The sequence below is a fragment of the Limosilactobacillus vaginalis DSM 5837 = ATCC 49540 genome, assembly GCF_000159435.1.
GTDB lineage: Bacteria > Bacillota > Bacilli > Lactobacillales > Lactobacillaceae > Limosilactobacillus > Limosilactobacillus vaginalis.
Genome location: NZ_GG693519.1, coordinates 1 through 207 on the forward strand (window position 1 = coordinate 1; position 207 = coordinate 207).

At 51.7% G+C, this 207-nt stretch carries 1 protein-coding gene; it reads right to left on the bottom strand.

Annotated features, from left to right (window positions below):
• Positions 1-207 (bottom strand): cytochrome c-type biogenesis CcmF C-terminal domain-containing protein (locus HMPREF0549_RS09235; protein WP_003718047.1); only part of this gene is annotated, 207 nt, incomplete at both ends.

A 207-nucleotide genomic window follows, 5' to 3' on the forward strand; every position in this document is an offset into this window, starting at 1 on the left:
GACCGCATACCAGTCATGGATGCCGTTCCAGCGAATTGACGGTTCCATCATTTGTTGACGGCGTGCTTCATAAAAACGCCGCTCCGGCGTCAGTTCACCAATGCGTTGCTGATGGTCAAACAGTGCCACTATCGCTTTTTCGCTGGTGTAATTGCCTTTGGCTTGTAGATCGAGGCACTCAAAACGGAAGGTGTATCCTGCCAGCGT